This window comes from Thiocystis minor, assembly GCF_016653465.1.
GTDB lineage: Bacteria > Pseudomonadota > Gammaproteobacteria > Chromatiales > Chromatiaceae > Chromatium > Chromatium minus.
In genome coordinates, this window is the sequence record NZ_NHSQ01000157.1 from 21606 (window position 1) to 43338 (window position 21733).

Consider the following 21733-nt stretch of genomic DNA (forward strand, 5'->3'; position numbering starts at 1 on the left):
GTTCCGGACTCAATCCTTGCGCGTTTCCCGCTTGAGCGCCGCCAGTTCCGCCTCGACCTCGCTGTCGACTTCCATTTTCAGAAATTCCCGCTCGACCTGGCTGTAGTCGCCATACAGTTCATCGCGTGCCTCCATCCTCGCCTCCATCTCATCCACCTTGCCCGCCATGCGGCCAAAGGAATGATCGAGATCGAGACCGGTCTGAAACCGATCGTTGACCTGGCCCATCTGTTCGCGCGCCTGGGCCGCCCGTTGACGCGCCACCAGGCTGCCCTTTTTCAGCCGCGCCTCTTCCAGCTTCATCTCCAGCGCCCGCAACTGGGACTTCAGCCGCTCGCCGGTGCGCTGGGCGGACTCCCAGGAGGCTTGCAGATTGGCGGCGATGCCGTCGTGTTCCTTCTTGCGCAGCAGCGCCTCGCGCGTGAGCGGTTCGTTACCCGACTCCAGCGCCAGACGCGCGCGGTTGTGCCATTCCCCGGCCTGCCCGCGCTGATGCTCAAGCTCCCTAGCCAATTGCTTCTCGCTGGCCAGCGCGTCGATGACCCCTTCGCGCGCACTGTTGACGTTTTCTTCCATCTCGCGGATGAGTTGCTTGATCATCCGTTCCGGGTCTTCGACACGATCCACCAGATCGTTGAGATTGGCGGCAAGGACATCGCTGATGCGCTTGAACAGACTGGCCATGAGACACCTCCGGGGCGTGATGACAGAGTGATGAATCTGGAAAGAGCTGCTAGCCGCCAGCGACCAGCCTTGCCTTGGCGCGACGCTTGGGTCTTGCACTCCGCCCTCCGTGTGCGAGTGGCCGACTGAGGCGAAAACGGCCAAGTCGCCGATGGGCCTGCGCTGGAGACTGACGACTCAATTTGGGACGGACCAAGTCGAGTATAGATCGGAGTTTTTTATTTGAACATCGTTCAATTCAATTTGACTGTGAGAGTCGAGACCTGTGTCACAGCATGTCGATACTTGGATCGGGGGGTGGCGTGCCCTTTAACCTAGAAAGAGCAGTCAGCCGTCAGCGACCAGCCTCCAGCCGTTGTTTTTCAAAGGTTTTCGTTGATCGAAGCCTTCCCCCGCTGGTTAGCCCAACAAACGAGGCCCGTTGGCCAAGTGTCTGATTTAATAAAGCTGGCCGCTGAAGGCTGGAACCTGACAGCTCTTTTTCGGTTCAATCCAGCCTGGCACAGAGCGCTTTCGTCCGGTAGCCGTCGATGGGCGTTTCCTCTCCCGATGGCAGGGGGGCGGTCGGATCGCCAAGCCAGGCGGCGATATCGGCGCGGACCCGCGCGCCCTGCCGGTCGCGGGGCAGCATGTGCCAGCCGCGACGATAGAGCACCAGACGCAATCCGTCCCGGTCGCGTGGCAGAGTGCCGAGCAGTCGGCAAAAGGCATTCCTGGGGATGATTTCGTCATGCTCGCCATAGAGCAATAACAGCGGTGTCGGCAAATGAACGGCCGACGCGCGCGCGCCGTCCATCAAATCGGTGACGCCCCAGAGCGCGTCCACCCGCGTCGCCTTGATCGCCAGCGGATCGCGCGACATCGCCAGGAGCATCTCCCGGTTGTCGGACGGACTCCGCCGAACGCCTTCTCCAGTCAGCTTCAGCCAGGGCAGGGTTTGCATGGCCGCCCGCAGCGCCGCGCGCTGATACCAGGGCATGGTGTCGCGCGACCAGACCGCGGGCGCGATCAGGATCAGTCCGTCGATCGGCAGTGGACGCCGCGCCGCCGCCAGCATCGCGACCGCGCCGCCCATGCTTTCGCCGGCGACATAAATCCGTGCCTGCGGGTGGCGTGCGCGCAGCAGGGCGATCAGGGTCCGAAGATCCTCGGTGAGCGCCTGGTCGCCATGCCAGCGGCCGGGCAGGGCGCTCGCGCCGAATCCGCGCTGGTCGGCGGCATAGGTGACAATCCCTCGGCGTGCCAGATCGCTCGCCAGGGGTGCGAAGGCATGGCTGTAATCGTTGAAGCCATGCAAGCCGAGCACAACAATTGACGGAGTGGCGGAACCGGACCAGGCCCGCAGCGGCAGACGATAGCCGTCGGCCATGATGGCATGGTGCGGATCCAGGCGGGGGAGGGCGTTCATCTGGCGCTGTCCGTCCTGAGCGGCGCCAAGGGGCGCGATAACCTGGGGCGTGGCGCAGCCAGCCAACACGGCAAAACCGATCAGCAGGATGGTGATCGACCGGATCAAGGTCATCCCCGAGGATCGAGCCGCCAAACCTCTTCCGCGAGCGCGGTCAATCCGCGTCGGCGAAAATTGGGCGAGTCGTCGAGCACATCGAAGCTCGCCAGCTCGGTCATCGCGTAGCGGTCGGCGAAGAGTTGTTCAACCTCTGCGCGATGGACCGAAAAGGGCGGCCCCGTCATCTGGTTCTGATCGTAGTCGAGCGTGATCAGCAGGCTCGGGGCCGCGCTCGGCACCAGGGTCTTGACGTGCGCCGCGTACCGTGGCCGCAGTTCGGGCGGCAGGGCGATCAGCGAGGCGCGATCGTAGACCGCGCCGACCTCGCGCAGATGGTCCGGGGTCAGGTCGAAGAAATCGCCGCAGAGCAGGGTGATTTCATCGGCGCGATAGCGACGCAGCGGCCCCGCCTCGGTGATCTCGGGAACCAGTCCGGCCTCCGCGAAAAATTCCTCCACCGCCTGCTGGCTGATCTCGACCCCGAGCACCCGGTGTCCCTGGCTCGCCAGCCAGAGCAGATCCAGGGCCTTGCCACACAGCGGGACAAAGACCAGAAGATCCGACGGCAGACCGAGCCGGGGCCAGAATTCAAGCAGATGCAGGTTGATCTCGGGCAGATGCCAGCCGGTTTCGCCGCGCCGCCAGCGTTCGAGCCAGAATTCCGGTTGCATGCGAGGTTTCTCCAGTTGAACAGCGTTAAGCATTTTAGAGGCAGCCACAAATGGCAGCGTTCACGGGGTGGTGAAACCACCATGAAGGGCAAATCTTGGTCGACCAGCGCGACCCGTCGCCGCATCTTCAGCCCGATCCCTCGATCATCGCGCTGCGAATCTCCGGACGATTCAGGAACCGCTCGCAGGCATTGATCACGGACATCAGATCCTGTCTGCGCTTTCCTCGCAGCGCACATTCTCAAACGATGATGACGCGCCGGCCGGACGCAATGAGAGCGATTAACGCACGCCTGTCAGGCTCCCGATGATCCTGGAGCTTTTTCTCCCAGAAGTCACGGCGTGTTTGAGGGATGGCGGACAGAGGGCAGCCGTGCGCGCGCCAGAGACATCCATGGACCAAAATCAAGGCACGTCGTTCGGGAAACACGATATCGGGGCAGCCGGGCAGTTTGCGATCATGGAGGCGGTAGCGGTCAGGCGCTGGTGGCGGAAGCCATCAAGTGCCTGGAACAGCGATACCTCGTCAAGCAGGACTGCATCACCAGCCCCGAGGCCACACGCGACTATCTCAAGCTCCGGCTTTATGATCTTCAGTATCAAGTGTTCGCTTGCATGTTTCTCGACAGCCGGCATCGTGTCATCGTCTACGAGGAGTTGTTTCACGGCACCATCGACGGTGCAAGCGTACATCCCAGAGATGTTGTCAGAAAAGTTATCGAGACAGGCGCGGCGGCTGTGATTCTGGCCCACAATCATCCTTCAGGATTGGCTGAACTCCAGTCAAGCAGAAAGGAGGCGCTTGCCTTAATCGAAGTCCGGGTACTCGACCACTTCATCGTGGGAGATGGGCAGGGTACTTCACTGGCCGAATGCGGTTTACTCTGAGCCCCAGACACCAGAACGCCAGGGATGGCTGAATCCATTGAGAGCCAACCATGAACGCACTGTTTCCACTCGGCCAAACGGTGATTACCCCCAATGCGTTGGAGCGTCTTCGCCAGCGCGATCTGGAGGCCATCATCCCCACGATTCTATCTCGCCATGAGCTAGGCGACTGGGGTGACCTTGACGATGAAGATCGTCAAGCCAACGACCTTGCGCTCAAGGAGGGGGATCGTCTGCTCAGCGCCTACCAAATCCATGAGGATTTAAAAGTCTGGGTTATCACGGAGTGGGACAGATCCGTCACGACGGTGCTGTTGCCAGAAGATTATTAGATCAGACCTGATCCCTACAGGTGGGACAATCAAAACTACAGTCCCACCAAAAACAAAACGACCTACACCAATTAAGATGTAAGTCGTTGTTTTTATTGGCTCCCTGGGACGGGCTCGAACCGCCGACCTAGTGATTAACAGTCTCAGGGTACCCCATTTCTGGCCATAAATTGCCGAAACATTGTCACCCGCTCTATCTCCGCTAACCTGCCTTCAGCGTTGCCTTTTCTGTCGAATGTTATAGACTGTTACTAACGCCGGGTAACAGCCTATACCGCGAAATCCTGTTACCCGGAGCGTTACCCGGAGAGGCCCCAGTGACAAGCGTTGTTACCCGGAAGCCGATTTTTGGATAAGCGGATGTCCTGATTGGAGAATCTGCGGGTAACAATCATTTTGGTCCGCTAAATGGATTGTGCCATGCCTACCACCCAACTGACCGACGCCGCCGTTAGGCGACTCAAGACCCCGACCGACGTTGACCGCATCGAGTATTGGGACACCAAGACGCCGGGGTTTGGGATTCGTATCTCATCATCCGGTGTTCGTTCGTGGGTGATGCTCCTGCGCATTCTCAGAAACGGCGAATGGGTGCAGCAACGTCTGACGCTCGGGCGATACCCTGGCGTAACCCTCGCTCAGGCGAGAGAGAAGGCGATCCAGGCCCGAGGTCAAGCGGAGCAAGGGGAAGATCCCGGCGCATCTGTCCGCGCCAAGAAGACAGCCAAGGTGGACGCGAGCCGCCATACCTTCGCGTTCGTCCGCACTGAGTTTCTGACCAAGTACCGAGGTCGCCAGAATCGCCGACCCGCCCCGGCCACCCTGGCGCAGATGACGCGCGTTCTGAATGCGGACCTGTTCGCCGATTGGGAGGAGAGACCGCTGGAGAAAGTCACCCGCCGCGACGTGATGGATTCGCTGGATGTCTTGATGGAGCGTGGCGCCGAGGTCATGGCCAATCGGACACTGGCCTATCTGGGGATGTTTTTCGGCTGGGCGCTGCATCGCGGGATCATCCAGGTTGACCCGACCGAGGGCGTCAAGAAACCCGGCGCCGAGCAATCGCGGGCGCGCGTCCTGTCCTCCGCTGAACTGGCCGCAATCTGGCAGGCTATCGCTGACGCGCGTGATGGGGATCTGTTCGCTGCCATCGTTCAGGTTTTGATGCTGACCGGGCAACGCCGCGAGGAAGTGGCCGGAATGCGATGGGCGGAACTGGACCTTAGCGGCGCCATCTGGACCTTGCCCGAGGGCAACCGGACCAAGAATCACCGCGAGCACATGGTTCCTTTGTCGGCGCCCGTGCTTGCCATCCTGCGCGAGCGCCAAGCCGAGCAGGTGGCGATGGGGTTCCGCACCGAATACGTTTTCGTCGCACCGCCGCGCGAGAGAGGATTGGAGTCGAAGCCGTACCAGGGGTGGAGCAAGGCCAAGGCCCGCCTAGATGCCCGCGCCAGTATCGCGCCTTGGACCCTGCACGATCTTCGCCGCACCCTGGCAACCCGCATGGCCGAGGATCTGCGGATTGCCCCGCATGTGATCGAGGCCCTGCTGAATCATGTCTCGGGCACCCGCTCGGGCGTGGCTGGCATCTACAACAGGGCACTGTATCTGGAAGAACGAAAAGGCGCGCTGGAGACGTGGGCGCGGTATCTAGCCGCTGTTGTCGGCGATGGCGAAGCGGATAACGTGGTGGAGATGCGGGCGAATGGATAAGAGCGAGTCGGCGCGGATTCAATCGCTCCTGTGTCAGTTTTACGGCATTGGCCCTGAAGAATTGGCGTGGCTGTCACCAGAGGATCAACAGGCGATGCTCGATTACGTTTTTGATCCGACATCGCCATCGGTCGCCATCCAGGTTATCAATGCGCTGAATGACGCTGAAATCCCGGTTCCTTTATGCCTTCAGTCTTGGCAAAAGGCGGCGCTATCGGCGCTTTCAGAACAACCCAACATCAAGCGCGAACTCAAGGATGCTATCGACGCACAATCGGAGCAGCCGGGCGTCAAGCGCAGACTCAAGTCAGAAGCCACTAAGGATAAACAGCGGGATGCTGTTTTTGGGGTGGTCAGGCGGATGTCGTTCGGCGACACAAGGGATGAGGCTATCGAGAAAGTCGCGGCAGGGATGAATTACAAAATCGACACCCTGTTTGAATACTACCGAAAAAATCCTCAGTGGCGCGCTGCTGCATGGGATTACGTGAGAGACAACCCAGAAGGACGCACGCAATTATGGCCAAAAAAGGAATGAATAAAGGCTAATTCGTTCCCTCTTATCGCGCTCTTTCGTGTTCTAACATGCTGAACATCCCAATTACGGAGAATGTTCGGAATGCAGACCCACCATACCAGCGCATTCAATAGCGCCCATCAGTCGGCAATCGCCGCTGATCCATTCACCGACGAAACACTCGTCACCCAAACCAAGCTGAAAGAGATCGCGGGCGGTATCTCGGACATGACTGTATGGCGCTGGCGCCGTGCTGGCTTGCTGCCTGATCCGGTTTCAATTCGCGGGAGGAATTACTGGAAGGTGCGCGTGGTCCGCGCGGCGCTGAATCAGCTTATGGGTGGAGTGGCCGCGTGAGCAAATCCACCAACCATTCGCCGATCTGGCGCGCGAAGTCAGCACGCCAAAGTCCCACAAATGAAAAACGCCCTGGCGGGGGCGGCCACCAGAGCGTTGCAAAGCGAGAACAATCGAGCGTAGAGTATTTAGGAGATGGCGCTGATAGGCGCCGTCACCGGGGACGCCAATCCCCGGCATAAAGTCCGACCTTACCGGACACCGACGCGAACAAAAGTATAACCCCGGAGCCGTGCGCCTGCACAGTTTCCGACTCGCGTCATCTGCCCGTGAAGGTCGAAACCAACCAAAACACTTTGGAGTTTCGACAGCATGAAAACCACCACACGCACGCCAGCCAAGGACCGCGCTCTACTCGCTGATGTCCTGGATCATTCCAGCACGGAGCTATGGCTGCTATCCAGCGCCATCGGCACCGCCGCACTACTCGGTGACGACATCGTTTCCGCCATTGAGAGCAACAGCGCCGATTACCCCGAGTCATTCAACACCCGCACCTTGAGCGCGATCCTACGGCTGATAGACGCCGGTTCTCATCGTCTCGGGGAGACGTTTGAGCATATCCGCGCGATACAAGCAGGCGAGTTTTCGGCACCCGAGCCGGAGCCGGTACCGCGTCGCGAGCAAACCCCAGAGGAAAAGGCCAGCCTCATCCGCGAGACCATCGAGCGGTTACAGATGGCGCTGAAAGAGGTCGAGTCTGCCGACCAGGACGCGGCGCCGATGGCTGGGGGTACGGAATGAGCAAGCAAGCGTCGGCGGCACTCAAGCTCATTTCCGACACCACAAAGCTAAGCGTCAAGCTGCTTTACGCTGACCAGTATCTTCCTGAATACATGGTCCGCCAACTGATCGCCGATCTTCGTGCGGTTCTTGACCGCTTGGAGCAGAAACTTGACGCGCGCAAGGAGGGCGACCGATGAGCGCCATCGCCCACATTGACCAGGCGCTGATTGCGAAATGGAAAGCGAGTTGCCGAGTTTTGTTCATGGACGGACGGGATTTGGTTCAGTCTGACGCTGGTGCAATCTGCGACCACGAAAGATTGACGAGTTCGGTTTTCGAGTCAACGTCGCGCGCTTTCTTTGCCGCGTTTCCTGGCGCAAAAATAAGCGTTCGTTTTGACCATCGGCATGGTGTTTTTTCGGTCGATTGTGAGGACGACAGCGGAGATCGAGAGTATCGAGCGAACGACGACGGTATGTTTTCTCTCGATAGAGAAATCCGAAAACGCCCCCGACTAACCATCGTTCAAGGAGGGATCGCCTGATGACCGCCCCCATGATGGGGGCTTCGGCCCCCGCTGATACCGCCCGCGTGCTGGCTTTCAAGGCAAAGCCTGTCACCCGTCTATCCCGCTCGGAGATGGTCGACCCATCCTTGATTGCCCTCTGGCTGTCCGCCCGTCGGGGTGTCATCTTCGCGCTTGAAGTTCAGGCCGAAACCGAGGCGGCTATCGTCGCCGCCGTGCTGCGCTCGGTCCAACCCTGCGATGCAGCACTGTCAACCGATACGCTGGACGATTACGAAGGTCGGGAGTCCGATCTTTGGCCGCTTGAGATCCACGACCACCGAAGCGGAGTTGCCGTCTGGGTGACAGCGGACGGTCGGGTTCACGACCGCAAGCCGTCTGCTGAAATGGGGGGGGTCGCCTGATGGAAACCTCCCAGCAAAGGGAGACGAAAGCCTCCCACAAGACCGCGAACGCCATCAGTCAGGCCATGCAAGCGCCCACTGAACCGGAAGCCGCAACGACTGCCGCCGCGATGATGATAGCCCTCACGGATCGGCACGCCGAATGGCGGATGACACAAACCGCGCTCGGTGCTGCGATTGAGTATGACGTGGGCAACCTGAACCGCGTCCTCAAAGGCAAGCAGGAGATGAAGGATCAGGCCGCGCTTGCTCGCCTTGTGGCGCTGTACGAAGGGCACGCCAAGGTGGCCCTGGAGCCGTCCGGCAAACCAATCGAGTCGGCACCGACCGATTCAGCCCCACAAGCCGATACCAGCACCATAGAGGCGGTCATCGATCCAATCGAGTACGACTCTAGCGATGATGGCGCAGACGGCGCAGAGGACGCTGTGAGCGTCAGCAATCATGACTTCCTCGCCGCGCTCTTCGCTGGCATGACCCCAGAGGAATACTTGTGGGCTTGTGAATTTATCGGCCACCCGAAGACCGACGCACAATGGGGCGGACACATGGTATTCGGCACCCTGGCCGACTATCCAGCGTGCAATACCTATTTCTCGGTGTCGGCACTCAAGCCCGACGCCAGCGGCGCGAGAAAGCGGAGAAAGGAGAATTTCTCGCGTCAGTTTGTGGTGGTCCTGGACGACTCGCCGCCGCTGCCGGGGATCGATTCGACATGGACCCTGGAAACGAGCCATCCCGAAGGGCGCAGTAATACCCAGGTCGGCTATCGGCTGGTTGATCCCATTACCGATATGGGCATTGCGTCAAGATTGAACCAGGCGCTCGGGGATGCAGGTCATCTGCCGATCGATACGAGCGGCAACAACCCGGTGCGCTACGTCCGCCTGCCTGTTGGCTCGAATACCAAGTATCAGCCAGCGCACCAGCACCGCCTGCTGGCATGGAATCCCGATGGTCGCGTCACCCTGGACGAACTGATCGGCGTGCTCGGATTCGACCGCGACGCGATCTTGAACGAGCCAGTACCGCCGCCGAAACCGGAGCAGGTGCGGGCGGATACCTCGCATCATGACCGATCCGAAGGTGGATTTTTCCGCTCGGTCAAAGACGCCGCGCTTGCCAATATGGACTGTTGGGTGCCTGTCATTTTCCCGTCCGCAAAACCGTATCAAGGCGGCTACCGCGTCACGTCCAAATCGCTTGGGCGACCCCACCTGGAAGAGGATCTTTCGCTCCACCCGTCCGGGATCAAGGACCACGGCGAAGAGCACGGCCTGACGGCAATCGATGTCGTGATGAAGTGGGGGACTCCGGCGCGCACTGCCAACGAGGCGGCGCTATGGCTTTGCAGCCAGATAGGCATTGATCCGGTATCGCTGGGATGGAACGAGCCGACTCCTGATGCGTTTGACGAGTCCGAGATCCCGGACGATCTGGACCCAGTGCCACCGCGCTCCATACAAGCCCCGGACGGCTGGAAGCTGACCCGAAGCATGGTCTTCGAGGCCAGGGAAAAGAAAGACGAGACGGAGTATCTCCCCGTCTGCGGGCACCTGCGCGTGACAGGTCGGACCAATGGCGCGCATGGCGATTGGGGCCTTGTCCTGGCATTCCGGGACCATGACGGCAAGGAGATCGTTCCTCCTGCAATTCCTGCTGAACGGCTGCATGAGGACGCCGGAATCCTCGCCCGCGAACTGGCGCGACAGGGACTGAAGATTATCCCCGGCAAGGAAAAACGCCTGCTGTCCTATTTGGCATCGTGGGAGACGGACGTTCGTATCCTATCCGCCAAACGTCTAGGCTGGCTGGAAGATCCGACCGGCGCGCTGTCGTTCGTCATGCCGGATCGGGTTATCACTCGCGACGGCACCAAGCAGGTGGTTTTCCAGCCAGACCGCTACTCGCCGACCGTCCGCACGGTGCACGCATCCGGCACCCTGGCGCAGTGGCAAATCAAGGTCGCCGCGCCGGTCTGTCGTCATCGTCCGATGTTGTTCGCACTGTGCGCCGGGCTGACTCCCGCCTTGCTCGCCTTCGCCGAAGCTGGCGATTCGTTCGTCATCCATTTTTGGGGCAAGACCAGCCGTGGAAAAACCACGGTCGGGCAGATTTCAGCATCACCATGGGGTTGCGCTGCCGATCCCAACGACGCGCCGAGCTTGACCTTTATCCGTCGATGGAACGTGACAGGGAACGGCCTGGAAGGTCTGGCCGAGTCGCATTCGGATATGCCGCTGGTCCTGGATGAGTTGGGCAGTTCGACCGTTGGCGATATTCGACCGCTGATCTATCAGCTTGCCGGAGGGCAGGGAAAGACCGCGCTCAATTCTGCGCGGGAAATGAAGGAGCCGAGAAGCTGGCGAACCATCGCGATCAGTACCGGCGAACTCTCTCTCCATGCGCGGATGTCCGACCCAGACGGCGACGGCACTCGGACCCGCAACGTCAAGGGCGGCCTGACGCATCGCGCGCTGGATGTCGAGATTGCCGATATTGCTGGAGCCTCGCCAGCGTCCGAACGGGAGTCGGTTGTGTCCGGCGTCAAGGTCGCCTGCGCACGCACCTACGGCACGGCTGGCCCGGAACTAGTGCGGTTGATTGCTGAACAATTCAGTAGCGCCTCAGCCGCGCGTCAGTACGTCAGGGATCAGGTTGCGGTGGTGACCGCTTCACTGATCGCTGACCAGTCAATTCCGGCTGAAACGGCGCGGGCTGTTCGTCGCTTCGCCCTGATTGCGGTCGCTGGAGAATTCGCGGCCCATGCCGGGCTGATCCCGGTCGAGGCGTCCGAAGTCCGCGCGGCAGTCAAGGAGGTGGTGACCGCTTGGCTCGGTGCATCGGCGGAAACTGACGAGGATCGCATCGTCTCTAGTGTGCGGGCATTCATCCTGAAACATGAATCGCGGTTCCAGCGCATCAATGAGCCGGAGCCGGAGACGCGAACTGGTCGATACGGGAACGAGTACCCGGCACCAACACGGGCTTCAGAGCCGGTCAGGGATCGCGCGGGGTATGTCGATCATGCGAAAGGACACTGGTATTTCACTGACGCCGGATTGGTCGAGGCCGCACCAGGGAACGATAAGACCACGATTGCAAGGACGCTAAAAAAAGCGGGGTATCTCTCCACCAGTGAGGGAAAACTTCAGGAGCGCGTCACCATTGGGGCGGATCGCCCGCGCATGTATTCGGTGAAGACATCCATCCTTGATGGAGAAAAAAGCGGGGAATCCTCAGAAACAGGTGGACATGGTGGACAAGGTGGACAACCCCAGCAAACAAGCGGGCTAGAGCCTGTCCACCCGGAAAAAGGACAAGGTGGACAAGGTGGACAAGGTGGACGGGACGCAATGGACGACACAACTGCTGTCCACCCTGTCCACCTGTCCACTAGCGAAGGTGGACAGGAACAAAACCGCGCAGTTGCTGGCGCTGTCCACCCTGTCCACCCCGTCCACCCGGAAAACAAAGATCCTGAGTTTTTTTCGGTAGACGACAACGGGGAGGTCGCGATATGACCGCCGCCGCACTGCTGTCCGACCTATCCGGCGCTGGCGTCACTGTCCGCATTGACGACGCTGGACAACTCAAGGCATCCGGCGATCAAGCTGCCCTGGCGCGGCTGCTGCCCCAGATCCGTGAGCACAAGGCCGAACTGATGGCCATGCTCGCAGCCAACGATCCAGCGCCTCTTCACCGACTGTTCCTCGTCACCCGTCCCACCGGCGAGCAATTCACCACGAGCCGCAACCCACCTATCCCGCTGACCGAGGCCCAGGCGGATTACCCCGACTGCACCGTCGAGGTTCAGCCGGACCTGCCACCTGCCGCTGCACTCACTGACAACGACAAGTCGCTGGCGCTGGCGCTGCTGGATCACTGGCAGGAGGATGACCCGGTCATCCGCCGCGGCTGGCTGGACGGGTTACGCGATCCCGAGCGGCTGGCAGGTATGCGAGCAATGGCGCATGCGCTCGGTGTGGCGGTCGCCGTGACACTCCCGCCTGACGACAGGCGCACCTGTCGGCAATGCCGGAATCTTTCCCGCAACGGTCGATGTCAGGCCGCCGAAGCTGGACGGCTACCGTTGACAGGCACTCGCTACGAACCCGATCAGAACGCGCTACAGCGGTGCGTGGGCTATGCACCTGGAGCGGATGACCCAGACAGGCGACCCGGTAAAGAACGGTATCCAGGTTTGCATGCGCGGCTGTGGGCCATGGCTGGGAGGGCAGGACGATGAAGGTCTGTACCCATTGCGGCGAATCATTCGAGCCGAAATTCCCAACGGCGAAGTTGTGCTACTCGTGCTGGTTGCTACGCGAAGCCATGCTGGAGGAATACCCCGAGTTGGAACGCGAGGTGCGAACGCTTCGACTGGCTTTGGAACGCAAGGCACCGCCTGCCATCCCGCCCGACATCCTGAAAATCCTGATCGGCTGCTGTCATCCCGACAAGCACGGCAACAGCAAATCGAGCAATACGGCAACCCGCTGGCTACTGGAGCAGCGCACGAGCGCCACCCAATTCAAGGAGACATCCCCATGGTGACCACCGACCGCTTGACCCAACTGCGCCTGATCGCCGAGCAGAACCGCCCGCCGCCGATCTGGGTACCCGTCACACCCGCCGCGGTCATCGAGGGTGAAATCATCGCATCCACAAGACCGATGCGTGGGAGCGAGTACGTTTTCACGGTCGAGCCGAACCAGATCGACATCCGCCAGATGTCCGGCGAGATAGTCACGGTGCAGATCTTCGGGCACATGGCGCGCGACTTGGCGCTCGCCGACGCCGGTATCGGCTCGCTCGTGCATATCGAGTATCTGGGGAAATTTCCAGGCACCTATGGGCGCGGAAAATACCGGCGCTTTGCGATTGCGGTGTTGAACGACTGACAGCCACCCAGGCGCGCGTCACCGTGGCGCGCGTCCAACCCCAGGAGACGCCCAATGGACGAACCCGAATACCTCATCACCGGACCCGGCGCGGATCGCCGACAGCGACCCCCTTCGAGCATCGGCTGGCAACAAAACCCGCATCGGTAGATGTACGCTCTACCGAACAGACCGCCGCAAGCATCGCCGTTGCTGGCTTTGCTGAAAACAGGATTCAGAGTTACCCCCAAAGTTGCCCCCGAGTAGCGACGACTGCACTACCGACGCACTACGCCATTACACCATTCTGCTATACTGATGCACTACACCCGTAAACAAGCGTAGCGCATGAAGCCAACTTCCTTTCGACTGCCAGCCGATGCGCTGGATCGCATCCGCCGATTGGCCCAGCCCGGCGAATCCCAGGCATCCGTCATCTTGCGTGGTTTGCTCGCCCTGGAAGGCTCGCCGCCGCCCATGAGCATGGAAGCATTGGCGTCTCGTCTTGAAGCCGTGGAGAGCCGCCTAGACGACCTGGAAGGTGGTAGCGCGCCAGTAGTGCAGACAGCCAGCAAGAAACCGACTGACACCCGTAGCGCGCTTGTAGTGCGACGGGACAAAGCCGAGCGCGACCGTCTAATCCTGGATCTGGCTGCAACTGGCATGAAGAACCGTGCCATCGGTCGGCAACTCGGGATACCCGAGTCAACGGTGAGATCCATCATCGAGCGTCACGCGAAACCATGACCGAACCGCTCTCCCAGGCCGAAACCGCTGACGCGCTCGGAGTTAGCCCCGGTCGCGTCTCACAACTCGAACAGGCGGCACTGAGAAAATGCCGGAAATGGCTCGCGGAGCACTGCATCAGCCCTGCTGATTTACCGGACGGCACACCAATCGACCCGCCGACTGGCGCGGTCATTCACTCCGAAATACCCGAGGAACACAGCCATGATTCAAACTGAAGCACCGATGAAGATCTACGCCGAAGAACAGCTTGCCGCGCATGGATGGGTCGTTGTTGACTTGTCCATCGCCCAAACGATGCGCCCGAGCTTGTGGAACTCGCATTGTGGCGACGACGAAGCTGCCAGATTGCGACTGATCGCCGAGGCGCAACGCGACGGACAGCTTTTCAACGCGACAATCAAGATCGGCCAGCCCGGCGACAAGCCTAAAATCGTGGTAGACACAACGGGCATCGTGCGCCGGGTAATGCCGGAAGATCAGCGGACGGTTCAAATCATCGCCCGAAGCAAAGCCAAGCTGGCCGAACGGCTTGGGTGGATGGGCTTTCGCGTCGAGTCAGTCAAGGCATGGGTAGAACCCGAAGCCGAGCCGGTTCCCGATGCCAAGCCCGAGCCGATGCAGACCGGGTATCCGTTCGGTGGAGGCGCGAAGGTTGTCCATTGCCCGGCGGCTGCTGACGCCCCGCGCGTGGTGGATGCAAGTCGATAGGCATCGTCAATCATAATCGCCGATACTATTGATATTCTGAATCTTGCAGGAGGGATACAGGCGATGGCGAAGTTCAAACCCGGCCAGTCCGGCAACCCGGCGGGGAAACGTCCGGGCACCGTCTGCAAGATGACGAAGTTGCGCCAGAGCATCGAGGCGGACCTGCCTGAAATCCTGAGCGCGATGGTCACGGCAGCGAAGCAGGGCGATACGACAGCGGCAAAGCTGGTGATGGATCGCGTGCTACCCGCGCTCCGACCCACCGATCAGGCCGTCAGTCTCCCCCTGGCCGGTGATGATCTGGCGGCAGATGGCCGGGCAATCATCCAGGCCACCGGCAACGCCGACATCACGCCGGAGCAGGCAAGCCGTCTACTGGCCGGGCTTGGCAGTCTGGCGCGAGTGGTCGAAGTCGGTGAACTCATCAAACGAATCGAAAGCCTGGAGGCAAAGTATGGCGAGTCAGATCGAAAACCGAGTTGAGCGATTGGAAAACGCGATGGGCACGGGAGCGGCGCGCGTTGTCGTGCTCTTCGAGGATGACAACGAGCCAGCGATTGAAGGCGCGACCATCATCAAGGTCCGGTTCGTCGAGGGAGGTCGCGATGCTACGACGCAGAGTTGAGAGTCTGGAGCGACAGGCCCAGCCAGAGGATACGTTGCCGAGCTTGGCGCAAGCCCTGCTGGCCGCGCGTGGTCAGCCGTTGGGTCCGGTGTCGGAAGCCTTGACGCCAGAGATTGCAGCGGCGAGAGAGCGAGTGCATCAGATGCGAGCCGGAGCAGAGTGCAAGCCTGCACCGTGACCAGCCAGACACCCGACGACCGACAGACACCCGCCCGCTTGGCGGGTTTTTTGTGGGGGGTGCGGGACACCGCGTAACAGTCGAAAACAGGTCAAACGCTGTTAATTTGTTACCCCCAGCGTTACCCGGAAGGCGATTAGGCAAGAAAAAGGGGTTAGCCGATGAAGCTAACCCCTTATTTTTATTGGCTCCCTGGGACGGGCTCGAACCGCCGACCTAGTGATTAACAGTCACCCGCTCTACCGACTGAGCTACCAGGGAATATTGCGAGCTGGGAATCTTATCGATGTCTTCCTAAGGAGTCAAGATTGGCCGATGTCGATTTCCGCTTTATCTTTGGGCATCCTCCGTCTTTGCGGATTGAATTCCCGATCCGGTTTACCCATACGGTTAAGCATGCTAGAAATATCCGAGCGGCGCTTTTGTGTCGAAAACAGGTACAGGCGGTTCTCGACACGACCGAAACGGTCAGAGATCTCATGACACAAATCCGTATCCAGCACGATCCACCCGCGCCCTTGCCCGACGCGGTCTACCACGGGCGAAAGCAGCAGACGAAACCCCTGACGCATCATGATATTCTGTCGCTGATGGCGCCATTTACGCAGCGCGGGCGGCACGCGGATCTGGCCGCCAGCGACCGCGCCGAGCGGCGCCTGGTCTTCCATCCCGTCGCGCATGCGCCAACCGATGAGCTGCCGCTCCATGTGCGTGAGGTTTTATCCCTGGAGGTGCCTGATTCGGGAGATCCCTGGCTGATCCGGACGCTTTCCGATGGTTCCGGTCTCCTGGCCAGCGTGGCGGCCGTGGGGCCCGATGTCGGTCGCTTGCTGGAACAGATCGAGGCCGTCCCGATCCGGCGCCAGTTTCGGATTCATTCCGGTGTGACGGTGGCGCGCAGTTATCTGATCGAACGGACGAGCGGCGAGAAAGCCGGTCGGAACCCGCCGTTAAGCGACTTCGCGCAACCCGTGATCGTCGAGGCCAGGGCCCGTGTCGCCGGCGTCAATCTGGAGTTGAAGTCCAGCCGCTACAATCGCCATTCGGTCGAACTCAGGCTGACCGCCGACCCCGGCGCCAAGCTCCTGATTCCAGACGATCTGCTGGCGGTGCTGGGCTGGAAATGGAGGCCCTTGCGGGAGTTCGTCGACCATTGGCGCAGCAATCTGCGCGTCCGGCCAGAGGAGCCGGCATGCACCGCCGATATCGAGGACAAACTGGATCGCACCATCGCGCACCTGGCGCAAACGCTGGATCAGCCACCGAGCCGGTTTCATCCGCGCCATCGGCGCGCGCGCTGGCGCGTGGCCTTCCAGCGTGCGATTCCGTTAACCATCGGACTGACCCTGCTGGCCCTGACGCCGGCGATCCAGTGGATCGAAATGAAAGAAGGGTCGATCCTGCGCTTACTCATCTTCAATGCCCCACTGATTGTCCTGGCGGGACTCTTCACCTTGCGTGAGATGCCGCGCATCGAGGTGCCGCCGATGCCGCGACCCTTGCCGAATACTGGCTGGCTGGCGCGCACGGACACCCCGCACGCCGGTCAGGATCACGAATCGCCACCCGTCGAGGCCGCCGAACCCTGAGCCGCCCGCTGCAAAACCAGCGTCGCTGGCGACGGGCGCCATGTCGAGCGGCGAGACGTCTTCCTTGACATGATTTTAAGGTGATTTCCGGGAAAGTCTGTACCAGAATCAAAGCTTCAAATGGACAGGATTAACAGGATGTTTCAGGATTGACAGGATTTAAAAACAACGCCTTATCATCCTGTTCATCCTGAGAAATCCTGTTAATCCTGTCCATTCCTCGTCTCTCAATGGGTAAGGTGTTTGCCGGAAATCGCCTAAGGTCATCAACCGAGCGCGCGTCGACTCCGATACTGTATTCGGTTCGGACAGCGCCGAGTCGATGCGCCAGTCACGCATGCCGTGCCAAGACGCGGTCCACAGGAGCAATGTCGTGCAGGGTAATCCCATGAACATTCCGCCGGTCTCGATCGCGGCGGTCAAGCAGGCGCTGATCGAGCAGTATCGGCATCCGATCCTGCGCCGGCGCGCTTCGATGCTGTGGGGCACCCGCGGGGTCGGCAAGTCGTCGATCGTCCGGCAGGTGGCCGAGCACTTCCAGGCGCCGCTGGTGGATCTGCGTCTGACGACCATCGAGCCAGTCGATATTCGCGGCGCCATCTATGCCGACGAGCACCGCCAGCAGACGGTCTGGTTTCCGCCCGAGTTTCTGCCCGGTCCGGAGCAGCCGCAGGGGATCCTCTTTCTGGACGAGCTGACGGCGGCGGATCAGCGGCTGCAGATCTCGGCCTATTCGTTGATCCTGGATCGGCGCGTCGGCAACTATCGGCTGCCGGACGGTTGGCAGGTGATCGCGGCGGGCAACGCGACCTTTCATGGCGCGGTCAGTCACGATATGGGCACGGCGCTGGCGGATCGGATGTTCCATTTCAATGTGCAGACGGTCATCGACGCCTTTCTGGAATACGCGCTCGACCAGGATTTCGCGCCCGAGGTTATGGCCTATCTGAAGGTGCGCCCGGACAAGCTGGACGACACCCACAGTCAGCTCGCCAACGATTATCTGGTCGGCGCCAGCCCGCGGGGTTGGGAGGATGTCTCCCACATCCTCCAGTCGGACCTATCCGAGGCCGGGAAACGCCTCTTCGTGCAGGGGCGCATCGGCGCGGCCAATGCCGCCGAGTTCTTCGGCGTGCTGCGCGAGATCCAGGCCGGGACCGATGTGATCGCGCTGTTCGCCGCGTCGCCGGGCCCGGCAACCGTGGCGCTGCTGCCAGGCACCCTCGATGGTCTCTACGGCCTGCTCTACGCGCTGCTGGCGGCGGCCACCGACCGCGAGCGCATGGCGCGGGCGCTGGAGATCGTCGATCAACTGCCGGAGATCGACAGCCCCGCGCGTCTGCCGATCCGCGAGTCCCAGACGCTGGCCATGGAGTTGCTGTTTCAGAAGGCGCTGGAGCGCGGACTCGAAGGCGCGGTGCTCGCAAGCCCCGTTTATCGGCGCTATACCGAACAACGAGCGGCGGATGCACGCTAGCCCGCCTGCTAGCCCGCCTGGAACGACCGGCGCGGACGGTCTCTATTGTCATCGCGGAACCCGTGCGATTCAGACGCTGGTGGAGTTCGCGCCCTCCAGCGGCGGGCTGGCGCTGTGGATGCGTCATCTCGACGTCGACCATGCCGAGGCGCCAGACATCGCGGCCAACGACGGCGCGACCGTCTTCTACGGTCCCGACTTCGCGTCCTTGCCCGGTGCGATGCAGACGGGCCTGGTCGCCCATCAGGTGCTGCATGTGGCGCTGCGCCATCCGCAGCGGCTGCTGGAACTGCGACGACTCGTCGGCGAGGTCGATGACGAACTCTTCAATGTCTGCGCCGACGCCATCGTCAACAGTTCACTGAGCCATCTGAGCTGGCTTGAACTGCCGCCCGGATCGGTGCTGCTCGAAGACCTGCTGTCCGCGACGCTGAACATCCGCCAGAGTGTCGAGAAATCCTTGCTCGAATGGGATCTGGAGCGGCTGTATCGGGCGCTCGACGACCGTCGGCCACGCGGCGATTCCCGCGGCTCTAAGGCTGGCGCGGGGTCGGCGCGGGAGTCGTCGGCCACCGGCGCGGGCGCTGGCGACCGGGAGGCGGAGTCAGGCCAAACGACCGCGCGCGAGGATGGCGAACGCGCGGCGCGGGCGCGCGCGCTCGGCGCGACCATCATCCGGGATCTGCTGCCCGCCGCCGACCGCGAACGCCCGGAGGCCGAGGCCGAGCGGTCGCGCGAATGGCGCGAGCGCATCGTCCGCGCGCATGCCGGCGACGGCATCCATTCGCTGCTGCGCGAACTGCTGGCCGACCTGCCGAAGACGCGGATTCCCTGGGAGCAACTTCTGCGCACCCAGCTTGCCCGCGGTCTATCGCTGAAACGGGAGCTATCCTGGTCGCGACCGTCGCGCTCCTACCTGGCCAATCGCGGACGCCTGGGGCGGGGGCGTCCCGGCGGCGGCCTGCGCATGCCTTGGGAACCGGGGTTTTCGGCGACCAGGGCGGTGGCCCGGCTGGTGGTGATGGTCGATATCTCCGGCTCCATCGATCATCCGCTGCTGGAGCGGTTCGCCAGCGAGATCGATGCGATCGCGCGGCGCCTGGAGGCGCGGGTGGTCGTCATCATCGGCGACGATCGGGTCACCGACACGCGGGTGTTCGAGCCGGGCCGCTCGAATCTGAAAGGTCTGCGGTTCGAGGGCGGCGGCGGGACCGACTTCACGCCGCTGCTGAAGGAGGCCGAGCGCTACGGACCGGACATCGGGGTCTTTCTGACCGATCTGGACGGCCGCGTCGATTTTTCTCCGCGTTTCCCCGTGCTCTGGGCCGTGCCGCTGGTCTGTGCGTCGATGCGTCCCCCGTTCGGGCGTAAACTGTTGCTCGACTGACCATCACGAACCACACAGGTGACGAATCGATGAACGAATTGAACAAAACGGAAGCGTTGGCCCAATCGGTTCTCGGCAAGGAACTCGATGCGATCGAATGTCAGGTGCTGGCGGAACGGATGGACGTGCTGTCGCTGTCGCCCGGCGAGACGCTGGTGCGCGAGGGCGAGGATCGTCGCACCCTGTTCGTGCTGGCCGCGGGCCGCCTGTGCGTCTGCAAATCCGTCGGCGGCGAAGAGGAAACCGTCTACCAGATGCGCCCCGGCGAATGCTCGGGCACGCGCGCCTTTATCGACGGCTCGACCCGCAAGGCGGCCCTGCGCGCCGAGGGCGAGAGCCGCGTCCTGACCCTGGAGCCGGAGGACTTCGACGCCCTGGTCGAAACCCATCCGCGGCTCGTCTACAAGGTGATGCGCGCCATCTTCCGGATCACCCATGGCAACCTCATGCGGATGAATCTGGAAAGCGCGGAGATGCGCAATTACATGCTCAGGACCGGCGGGCGTTATTGAGCGGAGGAGCATGACGGAACCAATCTTTAGAGGTCGTTCGTCGCGCTCCTGATGGACGGCTGACCACCCCGATTGGGATACGCTTAAACAACTCTATATCTCCGGGAGAACCGTATGCAGAGACGTGATTTCCTGAAATCAGCCAGTGTCGGCGCCGTGGCGGCGGGTCTGGCGCTGCCGGCCCGCGCCGAGACCGAATCGCCGGCGATCAAATGGCGCATGGCGTCGAGCTTTCCGAAAAGCCTGGACACCATCTACGGCGGTGCCGAGACGCTGGCGAAACGGGTGGCCGAACTGACGGACGGACGTTTCGAGATCCGGGTGTTCGCGGGCGGCGAGTTGGTCCCGCCCTTCGGCGTCCTGGACGCCGTGCAGCAGAACACCATTGAGTGCGGTCACACCGCCTCCTATTACTATTACGGCAAGAACAAGGCGCTGGCGCTGGAATCCACCTGGCCGTTCGGGCTCAACACCCGCCAGATGTCCGCCTGGGTCTATGAGGGCGGCGGCATGGAACTGCTGCGCGCCATGTTCGCGGAGTACGACATCGTCCACTTTCCCGGCGGCAGCACCGGCGCCCAGATGGGCGGCTGGTTCCGCAAAGAGATCAAATCGCTCGCGGATCTCCAAGGGCTCAAGATCCGTATTCCTGGATTCGGCGCGGAGATTTTCTCGCGGATGGGCGCGGTGCCTCAGTCCCTGCCCGGCGGCGAGATCTATCCGGCCCTGGAGCGCGGGGCCATCGATGCCGCCGAGTGGACCGTGCCCTACGACGACGAAAAACTCGGTTTCCAGAAGGTCGCCAAGTATTACTACTACCCTGGCTGGTGGGAGCCGGGCACCCATCTGGTCTTTTATGTGAACAAAACGCAGTGGGAGGCCCTACCGCCAACCTATCGCGCTGCCTTCGAGGTCGCCTCCCGGGAGGCGCATCTGATGATGCTCGCCGCCTACGACGCCAAAAACCCTCCGGCCCTGCAACGCCTGATGCGCGACGGCGCCGAGTTGCGGCGTTTCCCGGACGATGTGCTGCTCAAGTCCTACGAGATCGCCCAGGAGATCTACGCGGAAGAATCCGCCCGCAATCCCACCTTCAAGACGCTCTACGAGTCCATGCTCGCCTTCCAGCAGAGTTCCGATGCCTGGTGGAGCGTGGCCGAATCCTCGATGGCGAACTTCATGCGGGCGGTGCAGCGGCGGAAATGACCGGCCGACCCTGCGGCCGTCCCAGCGGCCAGGCCTCGGGAGGCTCAACTGACCTGGGACGCGGGTCGACGCAATCCATGCGCGGCGGGG

The 21733-nt window shown here is 61.6% G+C and carries 28 protein-coding genes and 1 tRNA gene; 23 read left to right on the top strand and 6 right to left on the bottom strand.

Translation table 11 applies throughout. The features are described 5' to 3' along the window. Positions 1-9 precede the first annotated feature (9 nt). The 4 genes from CCR95_RS20970 to CCR95_RS26505 all read right to left on the bottom strand — a co-directional run bounded on the left by CCR95_RS20970 (position 10) and on the right by CCR95_RS26505 (position 3292). Positions 10-684, bottom strand: coding sequence for a PspA/IM30 family protein (locus tag CCR95_RS20970; RefSeq protein WP_201098123.1), 675 nt, complete (start codon positions 682-684; stop codon positions 10-12). A gap of 487 nt (positions 685-1171) precedes the next feature. Next, positions 1172-2206 (bottom strand): alpha/beta hydrolase, encoded by a 1035-nt coding sequence (locus CCR95_RS20975; protein ID WP_201098125.1) that lies wholly within the window; start codon positions 2204-2206, stop codon positions 1172-1174. Continuing rightward, positions 2203-2862: a thiopurine S-methyltransferase gene (locus tag CCR95_RS20980; RefSeq protein ID WP_201098127.1), complete on the bottom strand. Its 660-nt coding sequence runs from the start codon at positions 2860-2862 to the stop codon at positions 2203-2205. Before CCR95_RS20980 ends, CCR95_RS20975 begins: the two co-directional genes overlap by 4 nt. A 241-nt stretch (positions 2863-3103) precedes the next feature. Continuing rightward, positions 3104-3292 carry a hypothetical protein gene (locus tag CCR95_RS26505; RefSeq protein WP_420825682.1) on the bottom strand — a complete coding sequence of 63 codons (189 nt, stop codon included), beginning with the start codon at positions 3290-3292 and terminating at the stop codon, positions 3104-3106. Here CCR95_RS26505 and CCR95_RS20985 point away from each other — a divergent pair. The 18 genes from CCR95_RS20985 (at position 3253) to CCR95_RS21070 (ending at position 15472) form a co-directional block, all read left to right on the top strand. Beyond that, a complete protein-coding gene (locus CCR95_RS20985) occupies positions 3253-3750 on the top strand; it encodes a JAB domain-containing protein (protein WP_420825683.1) in 498 nt (165 codons plus the stop codon). The two genes, CCR95_RS26505 and CCR95_RS20985, sit on opposite strands and share 40 nt — an antisense overlap. A gap of 50 nt (positions 3751-3800) precedes the next feature. After that, positions 3801-4082, top strand: a complete 282-nt coding sequence (locus CCR95_RS20990; RefSeq protein WP_201098131.1) for a hypothetical protein — start codon at positions 3801-3803, stop codon at positions 4080-4082. A 420-nt stretch (positions 4083-4502) separates the two neighbouring features. After that, a complete protein-coding gene (locus CCR95_RS20995; RefSeq protein WP_201098133.1) occupies positions 4503-5798 on the top strand; it encodes a tyrosine-type recombinase/integrase in 1296 nt (431 codons plus the stop codon). Continuing rightward, the gene (locus CCR95_RS21000) at positions 5791-6336 is read left to right on the top strand and encodes a hypothetical protein (RefSeq protein WP_201098135.1); all 546 of its coding nucleotides are present in this window, start codon (positions 5791-5793) and stop codon (positions 6334-6336) included. The genes CCR95_RS20995 and CCR95_RS21000 overlap by 8 nt, the downstream gene beginning before the upstream one ends. Positions 6337-6417: 81 nt before the next feature. Continuing rightward, a complete protein-coding gene (locus CCR95_RS21005) occupies positions 6418-6672 on the top strand; it encodes a helix-turn-helix transcriptional regulator (RefSeq protein WP_201098137.1) in 255 nt (84 codons plus the stop codon). 312 nt (positions 6673-6984) lie between these two features. Further along, entirely contained in the window at positions 6985-7416 is a 432-nt protein-coding gene (locus tag CCR95_RS21010) for a hypothetical protein (protein WP_201098138.1), read from the top strand. Further along, positions 7413-7595: a hypothetical protein gene (locus tag CCR95_RS21015; RefSeq protein WP_201098139.1), complete on the top strand. Its 183-nt coding sequence runs from the start codon at positions 7413-7415 to the stop codon at positions 7593-7595. Before CCR95_RS21010 ends, CCR95_RS21015 begins: the two co-directional genes overlap by 4 nt. Next, entirely contained in the window at positions 7592-7942 is a 351-nt protein-coding gene (locus CCR95_RS21020) for a hypothetical protein (protein WP_201098141.1), read from the top strand. The genes CCR95_RS21015 and CCR95_RS21020 overlap by 4 nt, the downstream gene beginning before the upstream one ends. Beyond that, positions 7942-8328: a hypothetical protein gene (locus tag CCR95_RS21025; protein WP_201098143.1), complete on the top strand. Its 387-nt coding sequence runs from the start codon at positions 7942-7944 to the stop codon at positions 8326-8328. Before CCR95_RS21020 ends, CCR95_RS21025 begins: the two co-directional genes overlap by 1 nt. Beyond that, positions 8328-11852 (top strand): DUF927 domain-containing protein, encoded by a 3525-nt coding sequence (locus CCR95_RS21030; protein ID WP_201098145.1) that lies wholly within the window; start codon positions 8328-8330, stop codon positions 11850-11852. Before CCR95_RS21025 ends, CCR95_RS21030 begins: the two co-directional genes overlap by 1 nt. Then, positions 11849-12577 carry a hypothetical protein gene (locus tag CCR95_RS21035; RefSeq protein WP_201098148.1) on the top strand — a complete coding sequence of 243 codons (729 nt, stop codon included), beginning with the start codon at positions 11849-11851 and terminating at the stop codon, positions 12575-12577. The genes CCR95_RS21030 and CCR95_RS21035 overlap by 4 nt, the downstream gene beginning before the upstream one ends. After that, positions 12574-12885, top strand: a complete 312-nt coding sequence (locus tag CCR95_RS21040) for a hypothetical protein (protein WP_201098149.1) — start codon at positions 12574-12576, stop codon at positions 12883-12885. The genes CCR95_RS21035 and CCR95_RS21040 overlap by 4 nt, the downstream gene beginning before the upstream one ends. Continuing rightward, the gene (locus CCR95_RS21045; protein WP_201098152.1) at positions 12879-13232 is read left to right on the top strand and encodes a hypothetical protein; all 354 of its coding nucleotides are present in this window, start codon (positions 12879-12881) and stop codon (positions 13230-13232) included. The genes CCR95_RS21040 and CCR95_RS21045 overlap by 7 nt, the downstream gene beginning before the upstream one ends. Before the next feature lie 327 nt (positions 13233-13559). After that, positions 13560-13958, top strand: a complete 399-nt coding sequence (locus tag CCR95_RS21050) for a helix-turn-helix domain-containing protein (RefSeq protein WP_201098153.1) — start codon at positions 13560-13562, stop codon at positions 13956-13958. Beyond that, positions 13955-14176, top strand: a complete 222-nt coding sequence (locus CCR95_RS21055) for a sigma factor-like helix-turn-helix DNA-binding protein (RefSeq protein WP_201098155.1) — start codon at positions 13955-13957, stop codon at positions 14174-14176. Before CCR95_RS21050 ends, CCR95_RS21055 begins: the two co-directional genes overlap by 4 nt. Next, positions 14163-14669, top strand: coding sequence for a hypothetical protein (locus CCR95_RS21060; protein WP_201098157.1), 507 nt, complete (start codon positions 14163-14165; stop codon positions 14667-14669). Before CCR95_RS21055 ends, CCR95_RS21060 begins: the two co-directional genes overlap by 14 nt. Positions 14670-14732: 63 nt before the next feature. Next, positions 14733-15152, top strand: a complete 420-nt coding sequence (locus tag CCR95_RS21065; protein ID WP_201098159.1) for a DUF5681 domain-containing protein — start codon at positions 14733-14735, stop codon at positions 15150-15152. 122 nt (positions 15153-15274) lie between these two features. Further along, entirely contained in the window at positions 15275-15472 is a 198-nt protein-coding gene (locus CCR95_RS21070) for a hypothetical protein (RefSeq protein WP_201098160.1), read from the top strand. 185 nt (positions 15473-15657) lie between these two features. Here CCR95_RS21070 and CCR95_RS21075 read toward each other — a convergent pair. Both CCR95_RS21075 and CCR95_RS21080 read right to left on the bottom strand, forming a co-directional pair. Beyond that, positions 15658-15733: transfer RNA gene (locus CCR95_RS21075), tRNA-Asn, on the bottom strand. A gap of 41 nt (positions 15734-15774) precedes the next feature. Continuing rightward, a complete protein-coding gene (locus CCR95_RS21080; protein ID WP_201098162.1) occupies positions 15775-16179 on the bottom strand; it encodes a hypothetical protein in 405 nt (134 codons plus the stop codon). 24 nt (positions 16180-16203) lie between these two features. On the opposite strand from CCR95_RS21080, the gene CCR95_RS21085 reads away from it, so the two are divergent. From CCR95_RS21085 to CCR95_RS21105, 5 genes are all read left to right on the top strand, one after another. Further along, positions 16204-17061: a hypothetical protein gene (locus CCR95_RS21085; protein WP_207188705.1), complete on the top strand. Its 858-nt coding sequence runs from the start codon at positions 16204-16206 to the stop codon at positions 17059-17061. Positions 17062-17434: 373 nt separating this feature from the next. Next, entirely contained in the window at positions 17435-18538 is a 1104-nt protein-coding gene (locus CCR95_RS21090; RefSeq protein ID WP_338115463.1) for an AAA family ATPase, read from the top strand. Then, positions 18528-19925 carry a vWA domain-containing protein gene (locus tag CCR95_RS21095; RefSeq protein ID WP_201098166.1) on the top strand — a complete coding sequence of 466 codons (1398 nt, stop codon included), beginning with the start codon at positions 18528-18530 and terminating at the stop codon, positions 19923-19925. Before CCR95_RS21090 ends, CCR95_RS21095 begins: the two co-directional genes overlap by 11 nt. A 29-nt stretch (positions 19926-19954) precedes the next feature. After that, positions 19955-20437, top strand: a complete 483-nt coding sequence (locus tag CCR95_RS21100; protein WP_201098168.1) for a Crp/Fnr family transcriptional regulator — start codon at positions 19955-19957, stop codon at positions 20435-20437. Between the two features lie 114 nt (positions 20438-20551). Continuing rightward, entirely contained in the window at positions 20552-21643 is a 1092-nt protein-coding gene (locus tag CCR95_RS21105) for a TRAP transporter substrate-binding protein (RefSeq protein WP_201098170.1), read from the top strand. The last annotated feature ends 90 nt before the right edge of the window (positions 21644-21733 follow it).